Annotated in this window: 8 protein-coding genes and 1 pseudogene; 7 read left to right on the plus strand and 2 right to left on the minus strand. The window is 38.5% G+C overall.

Going from position 1 to position 9657, the window contains the following annotated elements; translation table 11 throughout:
• Positions 1 to 136: 136 nt before the first annotated feature.
• A pseudogene (locus HMPREF2794_RS03970) lies at positions 137 to 376 on the plus strand (DNA-binding protein); the annotation flags it as partial.
• Positions 377 to 427: 51 nt separating this feature from the next.
• On the opposite strand, the gene HMPREF2794_RS03975 reads toward HMPREF2794_RS03970, so the two are convergent.
• Positions 428 to 2488: a HelD family protein gene (locus tag HMPREF2794_RS03975; RefSeq protein WP_070750970.1), complete on the minus strand. Its 2061-nt coding sequence runs from the start codon at positions 2486 to 2488 to the stop codon at positions 428 to 430.
• A gap of 141 nt (positions 2489 to 2629) precedes the next feature.
• Between HMPREF2794_RS03975 and HMPREF2794_RS03980 the strand changes: the two genes are divergently transcribed.
• On the plus strand, positions 2630 to 3214 hold the full coding sequence (locus tag HMPREF2794_RS03980; RefSeq protein WP_010539096.1) for a hypothetical protein: 585 nt from the start codon (positions 2630 to 2632) through the stop codon (positions 3212 to 3214).
• On the opposite strand, the gene HMPREF2794_RS03985 is transcribed toward HMPREF2794_RS03980, so the two are convergent.
• The gene (locus HMPREF2794_RS03985) at positions 3215 to 3991 is read right to left on the minus strand and encodes a LuxR C-terminal-related transcriptional regulator (protein ID WP_010539095.1); all 777 of its coding nucleotides are present in this window, start codon (positions 3989 to 3991) and stop codon (positions 3215 to 3217) included.
• Positions 3992 to 4308: 317 nt separating this feature from the next.
• Here HMPREF2794_RS03985 and HMPREF2794_RS03990 point away from each other — a divergent pair, with 317 nt between their 5' ends.
• From HMPREF2794_RS03990 to HMPREF2794_RS04010, 5 genes are all read left to right on the plus strand, one after another.
• Positions 4309 to 4611 carry an RNA recognition motif domain-containing protein gene (locus tag HMPREF2794_RS03990; RefSeq protein ID WP_070750973.1) on the plus strand — a complete coding sequence of 101 codons (303 nt, stop codon included), beginning with the start codon at positions 4309 to 4311 and terminating at the stop codon, positions 4609 to 4611.
• A 359-nt stretch (positions 4612 to 4970) separates the two neighbouring features.
• A complete protein-coding gene (locus HMPREF2794_RS03995; protein ID WP_029425676.1) occupies positions 4971 to 6044 on the plus strand; it encodes an NAD(P)H-dependent flavin oxidoreductase in 1074 nt (357 codons plus the stop codon).
• A 95-nt stretch (positions 6045 to 6139) separates the two neighbouring features.
• Positions 6140 to 7264: a DEAD/DEAH box helicase gene (locus HMPREF2794_RS04000; protein WP_070750975.1), complete on the plus strand. Its 1125-nt coding sequence runs from the start codon at positions 6140 to 6142 to the stop codon at positions 7262 to 7264.
• 54 nt (positions 7265 to 7318) lie between these two features.
• Positions 7319 to 7777: a cold shock domain-containing protein gene (locus HMPREF2794_RS04005; protein WP_010539091.1), complete on the plus strand. Its 459-nt coding sequence runs from the start codon at positions 7319 to 7321 to the stop codon at positions 7775 to 7777.
• A gap of 277 nt (positions 7778 to 8054) precedes the next feature.
• Positions 8055 to 9281, plus strand: a complete 1227-nt coding sequence (locus HMPREF2794_RS04010; protein ID WP_070750977.1) for a glycoside hydrolase family 76 protein — start codon at positions 8055 to 8057, stop codon at positions 9279 to 9281.
• The last annotated feature ends 376 nt before the right edge of the window (positions 9282 to 9657 follow it).

Genomic DNA, 9657 nt, shown 5'->3' on the forward strand with positions numbered 1-9657 from the left:
TGAAGAAAAACACGGCATCGCCGAGACGCTTACGGTAAACAATGAGAGATACCTTTCCGAATAGGTATCTCTCATTTACTATATTATTGACTATAAATATATTACATATCCAACAATGAGACCGTGAGACTAAAATTATTTTTTTCTTTCTAAGAGCGATTACCGGTCAACCGTCTTCGTACCAAAAGTGGAAGACTTTACCGTGGAGGATATTTCTGGATTATGGATTTATTTTCGTTCAAATTCGGATATTCGCCTCTTTACAGGAACCACAACTCGTTCGGATGGATTGAAATTTAAAGACTTGGACCACATTAATGATTCAGGTATTAATGACCTGAATGGTGGAGATGAAGCACCTGATCTTATTGTATAATGGATACTTTTTGTAAGATAATATGCAAACGCCCACAATCTTGGTAAGGAATTAACCGATAAACTGATTTTGTATCCCGCTATAGGTCAATGTAATTTTATGCATCGCCCTTGTCACTGCCACATAAAGCATATTTCTATCTATCGTAGAATGATAGTTTTTATTATCAGCCTGTGGAATGATTACTTCATCAAATTCCAGTCCTTTTGCCATATGTGCAGAAGTAACAACAACTCCTTTTGTATAAGCTGAACTTTGACTTGACAAAAGCGATATGTTATCTGTATGGACTTGGAGTTTTTGAGCAAGCGCTTTTGCCAGAGTTTCTGTTTTGCAGATTATTCCCAAAGATGTATATCCGGAGTTTCTGAAGTCCGATATCAAATTAGCAATACCTGTAGTTTCTTCTTCTGTATTCTTAAATTGAAGAATTTCAGGCTGTTCCCCATGTCGCATAATGGGTTCCAGCTCCTTGTTTGTCTGAATTTTCTGTGCCAGACAGGTAATTTCAAATGTAGAGCGATAACTCTTACAGAGTTTCATTATTTCTCCGGTGATAAACACTTTTTGAATCATGGCAGCAGTTGAAGAACCATAGGGATTGACAGATTGAGAAGCATCTCCAAGAATTGTTTTCCGGCAGGGATAAAGTTTTTGGATCACTTTGTATTGTATGGGAGAATAGTCCTGCATTTCATCTATCAGAAGATGTCTGATATGAGTTTGAGTTTTATTTCCATCCAATGCGAGATGCAGATAAGCCAGAGGAGCCATATCTGCATATTCCAGCATACGATTCTTTCGCATCTTGAACATTTCAGGTTTTCCGGCCCATTCGAAAAAATCTTTATAGATCTGAAGGTCGTTATTTCCTGAAAACATATTCTTAATTTCTTTTCTCAGCAGATTTTTCTCAGCGGTAGTGACTGTAAGGTTATACTGGATTTTCATCATTTCCAGAATGTAATCCGTCATGGTTTCAAATCGTTGGCGTATGGGGTAACGATGGAATCGTTTGAATTGTTCCCCTATGAATTCAGCGGGAATAGTGATATACTTGGTAATTTTTACATTAATCGCTTTGAAATAGTGATTTTCCATATGGAGGATGAATTTGTCGAGTCGGGAAACAAACTCGAAAGAGGCTTTGTATTGTATACGTTCGATAAAATCCGGAACCGGTTTTTCCAGTAGTTCCGAAACTTGTCCGAAGAAATCCTGATACTTATATTTGTTGTTGAGGACGGTGGAGAGAATTTGTTCCATGCTGGCTTCCGGTACGGTTGTTTCGCCAAGTTCCGGGAGGACATTGGAAATGTAATCAGCAAACACTTTATTGGGAGAGATAATCAGGATATCTCTGGATGCAATCTTTCCTTTTTGCGCATAGAGCAGATAGGCGATGCGATGTAATGCAATAGATGTTTTTCCCGATCCGGCGACTCCCTGTATGATGAGCACAGGCGTATCTTCGTTACGGATAATCCGGTTCTGTTCGCGCTGGATAGTCGTGACGATATTTCTCATCTTGTCGTCTGCATTGGAACAGAGCTCTTTTTGCAGGATATCATCATGAACAGTGACGGAACTTTCAATCATGTATTCCATCTTACCTTTACGAATGCGATACTGACGTTTGAGTGAAATCTTTCCATGCACTTCGCCTGAAGGAGAAGAATAAGTGGCCTCATCTGACTCATAATCATAAAACATACCCGAAATAGGTGCCCGCCAATCGTATATCAGGTTTCTTTTGCTTTTGATATCAAAGAATGTATGGATACCTATGTATATAGGGATGTTTTTGCTGTCGCTTTTATTTTCCTTAAAGTCGATTCGTCCGAAGTAAGGAATATCCAGTATTTTACTCAGGCGATTGCGTTTGTCTATCACATTCTCGCCTCGTGCAAAATGATTCAGGATACTTTCACGCATGGAACGGATTTCGTGAGGATCGATGTCCTTATTGGACCATAGATAATCTTTGTATTCCTGCAGAGTGTCTACATGCTCTTTTACTGATTTGTCTGTGCTGTTTATCGTATCATTGATGATATCGATCACCTGTTGCAAATATTCTTTTTCCTGTTCTTCTGTTCCGTTGAATATCATATATAAATTCAGTTTGGGTATTAAAAGTTGATTGAAAGGCTGGCAAAGTTAGTTGGATTCAGTGTGGTATTAAATAGTTATTTATAGCTATATCTAAAGCCTTTTTCTTATTTTTGTACGCTCATTTAATCAAGAAGAAAGATGGATATCCTCGACATTGCAAGAAAAAATCAACAGAAGGCATGGGAAATAATAAAGAAAATCAATGTAATTCCGATATGGGAGGGTATTGGTGCACAGATTAATCTGGTTGGTTCTCTTCGTACGGGATTGCTGATGAAACACCGGGATATTGATTTTCATATATATACGCCTTCTTTAAATTTAGCCGATAGTTTCAGGGCAATGGCGAGACTGGCGGAAAACACGTCAGTGAAGAAGATAGAGTGTGTGAATCTTTTGCATACTATTGAGGAATGTATTGAATGGCATGCCTGGTATCAGGATTCGGATAATACACTCTGGCAATTTGATATGATACATATCCGGAAAGGTTCCCGGTACGATGGATATTTTGAGAAAGTAGCTGAACGTATTTCTTCCGTCTTGACGGATGAAACTAAGCGGGCAATTCTTCAATTGAAAAATGAGACACCCGAAAGTGAAAAGATTATGGGGATAGAATATTACCAGGCTGTTATACGGGATGGAGTACGGACTTATGCCGGGTTTGAAGAATGGCGAAAAAAGCATCCGGTGGCAGGAGTGTTGGAATGGATGCCTTAATCAGCTCAATATGCCCGACTCATATCCTATGCGGATAGCTTCGATGGAATTTTGCACCCCTAGTTTCCTTAACAGATTTTGTCGGTGAATATTGACGGTATGAATGCTGACGCACAGTTTGTTTGCTATTTCCTTACTCAACAGTCCTTTTTGGATGAGGTGTAATATTTCTGTTTCCCGTTTGGTGAGAGGGTTAGGGACATGAAGCGATAGAGAAGGGGAGAATATAGCTCCATTTTTCAGATTGAGTACAGTACAGTCTACTGTTTCGGACTCTTCCTGATCGGGCGAAATATCGATATTCCCGATTACCAGCCATGCTTTTCCATTGACTGTCTGCTCCAGAACCTGATGCTTGCTGACGACACGTATGTATTGTTGCTTTGCATTAAGAATACGAAAACTGTAAATATTAGAATAATCGTTTCGTTGTTCCGGAGGCAAGTTGTAAATAAACTGACTTAATTTAATTTGTAAGGTGAGCAGTTGTGCACGGTCGTCCGGATGAATCCGTGACTCCAGATAGTCTCCCTGTTTTTCCAATGTTGCTATCTTATGGCTGTCATATCCCAGTAAATCCACAAAATTCTGAGAGGCATAAGCGTATCTGCATTTGTATACATCAACTACAAATGTACAGTTGCCGCTTATCTTGGAAAACTGGTGAAGCATGGATTTATCACGCTCCCATACGGTGTAGTCTATGTCAGTAAAAGACAAGCGTTGTTTTGCCCACAATTCTTCCCGTGTGATATCTATAGACTTGGTTTCTGGCATTTGTGGAATTGTTTTTGGATTGAAGTATGACAAAAGTAGACATAATCCGGGATATTATCAAGGAAGGAGAGGAGATTTACTTATTCTTATTGTTTCATACAACAATCGTGCTAACAAATGATAATAAATGAACATCTCTTGAAAAATAAATAATAAAAAGATAGTTATCTAATTAATTGTATTATCTTTGTTCCCAGAGTTTGAGTCACGAATCATTATTGTGTAGTTCTTCTTTATAATATATTATTAGTAAGTAGTCCTCTTCTGTAATTATCCTCCTCACTCCAATTTAGTATTTATTTTTAATAAAATTTTAGATGAACATTTACATTTCAGGTTTAAGTTATGGCACAAATGATGCTGACTTAACAAATTTATTTGCAGAATTTGGAGAAGTTTCTTCTGCCAAAGTTATTTTTGATAGAGAAACAGGTAGATCCAGAGGATTCGCTTTCGTAGAAATGACGAATGATGCAGAAGGACAAAAAGCTATTGACGAATTGAACGGCGTTGAATATGACCAGAAGGTTATTTCAGTGAGCGTTGCACGTCCTCGCGCAGAAAAACCGTCATATGGTGGTAATCGCGGAGGTGGTTATAACAATTCAAGAAGATATTAATATCAGCATAAAAGCAGAAGATGATGTCTTCTGCTTTTATATAAATTGTTCCGTTTCATGATTTAACGGAGGTGTTTCTGTTATACAGAGAAAACGAAAAATTATTTTACATTTAAGTTCTGCTAATTCTGCCTCTTTTATGTGCAATATCAGGAATATATAATCCTGCACTTCCCATTCTGACAATAGATTTATTAGACTTTTTTGTAATACAATACTCTTGAAAGAACCAAGAGTGAGAGTTTAATAACTAATATCCAATCAGGCAAATAGTCAATGATGAAGGCGACTTTGAATACTTGAATAAATTATATTCAGGTTGTGACGACTTTGAAATGGCCAAACACAGAATGAAATATATGAAATCATTTTTTATAGGAAATATTGAAATAAAGGTACCTGTTATACAAGGTGGAATGGGAGTTGGGATATCATTGTCCGGTCTGGCGTCGGCAGTAGCAAACGAAGGAGGAGTAGGAGTTATATCATGTGCTGGTCTGGGACTGCTTTATCCTAGAGAAAAAGGTACTTATACCGAGAAATGTATTGGTGGCCTGAAGGAAGAGATTCGTAAATCACGCATGAAAACAAAAGGCATTATTGGTGTGAATGTCATGGTTGCCTTGTCGAATTATGCTGATATGGTGCGTACTGCGATTAATGAAAAGATTGATGTGATATTTTCCGGTGCCGGACTTCCGCTTGATCTGCCTTCATATCTGATTCCGGAGAGCGTAACGAAACTGGTACCTATCGTATCTTCTTCGAGAGCTGCCAGAATAATCTGTGATAAATGGCAAAAGAATTATAACTATCTGCCGGATGCGATAGTAGTTGAAGGCCCCAAAGCTGGCGGGCATTTGGGATTTAAAAAGGAACAGTTGCAAGATCAGAATTTTGCCTTGGATGTATTGATCCCTGAAGTAGTGGCGATTGCGGCCAACTATAAAGAACAGAAACATATTCCGGTGATTGCCGCCGGTGGGATTTCGACGGGTGAAGATATTGCTCATTTTATGGAACTGGGAGCTTCGGGAGTACAGATGGGAAGTATTTTCGTGACAACTCTCGAATGTGATGCTTCGGAAACTTTTAAAGAAGTGTATATTCACTCCAAATCCGAAGATGTACTTATTATTGAAAGTCCCGTTGGAATGCCGGGACGGGCTATTGACGGAGAATTCATTCATAGCGTGAATGATGGTCTGGAAAAGCCAAGGAAGTGTTCATTCCATTGCATTAAGACATGTGACTATACGAAAAGTCCTTATTGCATTATTAAGGCGCTGTATAATGCAGCCAAAGGAAATATGAAAAAAGGCTATGCTTTTGCCGGTAGCAATGCCTTTCTGGCAGAAAAAATAAGCAGTGTGAAGGAAGTAATGAATACACTGGAAAGTGAGTTCTTTTTAGCGACTCACAAACTGGCTTAATCTCTGAGACCTTGCATTTCCGTGATTGGATTTGTCCGAGTCTCTCACTATATATAAAATTAACCGCTGCTTCGAAAACAGCAAAAACAACATTTATGACATTTAAAGAATTAAATATAACCGAACCTATTTTAAAAGCAATTGAAGAAAAAGGATATACTGTGCCTACTCCTATCCAGGAAAAAGCGATTCCTGTAGCATTGGTAAAAAGAGATATATTAGGTTGTGCGCAAACTGGAACCGGAAAAACCGCTTCTTTTGCAATACCTATAATACAACATTTACATCTCAATAAGGGAGAGGGCAAGCGTTTGGGAATTAAAGCTCTGATTTTAACTCCTACGCGAGAACTCGCATTACAAATAAGTGAATGTATTGACGATTATTCAAAATATACACGTATTCGTCACGGAATCATTTTTGGAGGTGTAAATCAACGCCCACAAGTGGATATGTTGCATAAGGGAATCGATATCCTGGTTGCTACTCCGGGACGCCTGCTCGATTTAATGAATCAAGGGCATATACGATTGGATAATATTCAGTATTTTGTTTTGGATGAAGCAGACCGTATGCTTGATATGGGCTTTATTCATGATATTAAGCGGATATTACCGAAACTTCCGAAGGAAAAGCAGACTTTATTTTTCTCGGCTACGATGCCTGATACAATTATTGCGCTGACTAATTCTTTGTTGAAGAATCCGGTGAAGATTTATGTAACACCGAAATCATCAACTGTAGATTCTATAAAACAGCTGGTTTACTTTGTGGAGAAGAAAGAGAAAAGTCAGTTGTTGATTTCAATCTTGCAAAAATCGGAAGATCGGTCAGTACTTATATTCTCGCGTACAAAGCACAATGCTGATAAGATCGTTAAAATATTGGGTAAAGCAGGTATTGGCAGCCAGGCTATTCATGGAAATAAGAGTCAGGCAGCACGACAGTCTGCGTTGGGCAATTTTAAGTCGGGAAAGACGCGGGTGATGGTTGCTACTGATATCGCTTCTCGAGGAATTGATATTAATGAGCTGCCGTTGGTTATCAATTATGATCTTCCTGATGTACCTGAGACGTATGTGCATCGTATCGGACGTACAGGAAGAGCTGGAAATGAAGGAACAGCACTTACGTTCTGTTCTCAGGAAGAACGTAAATTGATTAATGACATTCAGAAGTTGACAGGCAAGAAACTAAATAGGGCTGACATTGCAATTTAAGAGCAATCCCTTACATTATTCATTAAAATATAGTATAAATTAAATATAAGTTCTATGGCAAAATCCATTACGGTAGGTAAACGTGAAAATGAAAAAAAGAGACTCGCTAAACGAGAAGAAAAACAAAAGAAAAAGGATAGTAAGAAGTTATCCAGCAAAAGCAGCTTCGATGATATGATTGCTTATGTCGATGAGAATGGAATGATAACTTCGACTCCTCCGGCTGAAAATGTAAAAAAGGAAGAGATAAATCCGGATGAAATAATTATTGCAACTCCAAAGAAAGAAGATGAAGAACCTGTTATATTAAGGGGGAGAGTTGAATTCTTTAATGAGGCAAGAGGATTCGGTTTTATTAAGGACCTTGCCGGGGTTGACAAGTACTTTTTTCATGTTAATAATGTCGTTGGCAATATCTCGGAGGGTAATATTGTAACATTCGATCTTGAACGGGGTGTGAAAGGTATGAATGCGGTCAATATCTGTCTCGAAAAGAAACCGGTGGAGAATTAAAATAAAACAAGATAAATAAGTATTGAAACTTATTTTATAAGATACATTTGCTTGAGTGCAATCTGATAAAATAAAAAAATCCCTTGAGCCTCAGAGGTCCAAGGGATTTTTTGTGCGCAAAAACAGCGTCGTGTATGAATGGTAAAATAGAGAATTAACAGGAAAAGAATACAGTATAACGTACAAAAATGGCAAGAAATAATTGTTCATTATCTCTACTATTTCCTACCTTTGTCTGCTGAGGCTGAAATATTATTAACTTTTAAACGCAGAAAACATGAAGAACTTATTGATTACGGCATTTTTTCTTGGCTTGACTTTGCGACTCTCTGCAGGGACCGGAGGAAACAATGCTGTAATTGTAGAAAAGACTACGGCAAGTCCGATGGAAAAGCCATCTGTTAATTGGCAGAAAATGGCAGATGGTATGTCAAAAGCCCTTATAAAGCATTTTTGGGGTGCAAATTTTAAAGGGTATGAGAACCGTTATTATTTCAACTATGGTAGTGATCTTTCTAATATGACTACCAATCATTATTGGCCACAGGCGCATGCTATGGATGTGATGGTAGATGCGTATATGCGTACCGGAAGCAAACAGTATCTGAATATTTATCCGTTATGGTGGGAGGGTGCACCGAAGTTCAACTTCTCAGGCAGAGCCGAAGATCCATGGTGGAATGTATTTGTTGATGATATGGAATGGATTGCTTTGGCACAGATTCGTATGTTTGAAAGCACTAAGGATACCAAGTATCTGAAGAAAGCCAAGCAGATGTACGATGATTGGATCTGGTCTACCTGGGGACCGGAAGATGAGGCTCCGTGGTTTGGCGGTATTACCTGGAAGACGGATGTGGCAAAATCTAAAAATGCCTGTTCTAATGGTCCTGCTGCTCTGATTGCTGCCCGGTTGTATAATTTCTATGATGCTATAGGCAAAACGAGGGGAAAATCAAAGCAGGCCTATCTGAATGAAGCCATCAAAATATATACCTGGGAGAAGAACAACTTGTTCGACCGTCAGACCGGGGCAGTATATGACAGCATGAATGGTGAGGGTAAGATTACTAAATGGACATTCTCGTACAATGCGGGTACTTTCTTGGGAGCAGCTCATGAACTGTATAAGATTACAGGAGATAAACAATATCTGGCAGACGCGGTGAAAGTTGCTAATTTTGTGATTGATCATTTGTCAACAAACGAAGGTGTACTCCCTGATGCAGTAGGTGGTGATGGTGGTTTGTTTCATGGCATTTTCTTCCGTTATTTTGTGAAACTGATTAATGAACCTGCGTTGGATGGTACTAATTATAACAAGTTCCGCAACTACATAACTCATTGCGCTACAGTTATGGCAGAGCAGGGAGTGAATGGGAAGACTATGTTGTATAGTGGTCGTTGGAGAAAAGCACCTGCCGATGATGAAGGTGTCGGGTTAACGTCCCATCTGACCGGCTGTATGCTGATGGAAGCTATGTGTGTACTTAAGCAGAGGTAATAGAATAAGAAAAAGAGATAAAATAAAAATCCCTTGAACTTCTGAAGTTCAAGGGATTTTTATTACTGAGTTGATAGTGGTGCCACCAATAACCGAAAATTAGTTTGTATAGCATTATTTATCAATAAGTTATATCTTTATTACGATGTTAGTCCATTGAATAAGGTTTTAACAGCTTTGCGCCGTTCGACATCAGTTTGTTTCTTGGGTACGATTCCTGAATGCAAAGATAGAATTATATTTTAGCGGTTCACATTTTTGTTTGATTTATTATTTAGATATTCTTTATTTTTGTATTGGATATATGAGCTCTTTGATTTCAGCTTTGTAGATACTGCCAAGTGAGGTTGTGTCAAAACGCTGGCACAACCTTTTT

It is taken from the genome of Bacteroides sp. HMSC067B03 (assembly GCF_001811315.1).
In the GTDB taxonomy this organism is placed as follows: Bacteria; Bacteroidota; Bacteroidia; order Bacteroidales; family Bacteroidaceae; genus Bacteroides; species Bacteroides faecis.

Bases quoted from the DNA above. Each gene is read 5' to 3' on its own strand.
- HMPREF2794_RS03975 (WP_070750970.1), bottom strand. From the start codon at position 2,488: ATGATATTCAACGGAACAGAAGAACAGGAAAAAGAATATTTGCAACAG.
- HMPREF2794_RS03980 (WP_010539096.1), top strand. From the start codon at position 2,630: ATGGATATCCTCGACATTGCAAGAAAAAATCAACAGAAGGCATGGGAA.
- HMPREF2794_RS03990 (WP_070750973.1), top strand. From the start codon at position 4,309: ATGAACATTTACATTTCAGGTTTAAGTTATGGCACAAATGATGCTGAC.
- HMPREF2794_RS03985 (WP_010539095.1), bottom strand. From the start codon at position 3,991: ATGCCAGAAACCAAGTCTATAGATATCACACGGGAAGAATTGTGGGCA.
- HMPREF2794_RS04005 (WP_010539091.1), top strand. From the start codon at position 7,319: ATGGCAAAATCCATTACGGTAGGTAAACGTGAAAATGAAAAAAAGAGA.
- HMPREF2794_RS04000 (WP_070750975.1), top strand. From the start codon at position 6,140: ATGACATTTAAAGAATTAAATATAACCGAACCTATTTTAAAAGCAATT.
- HMPREF2794_RS03995 (WP_029425676.1), top strand. From the start codon at position 4,971: ATGAAATCATTTTTTATAGGAAATATTGAAATAAAGGTACCTGTTATA.
- HMPREF2794_RS04010 (WP_070750977.1), top strand. From the start codon at position 8,055: ATGAAGAACTTATTGATTACGGCATTTTTTCTTGGCTTGACTTTGCGA.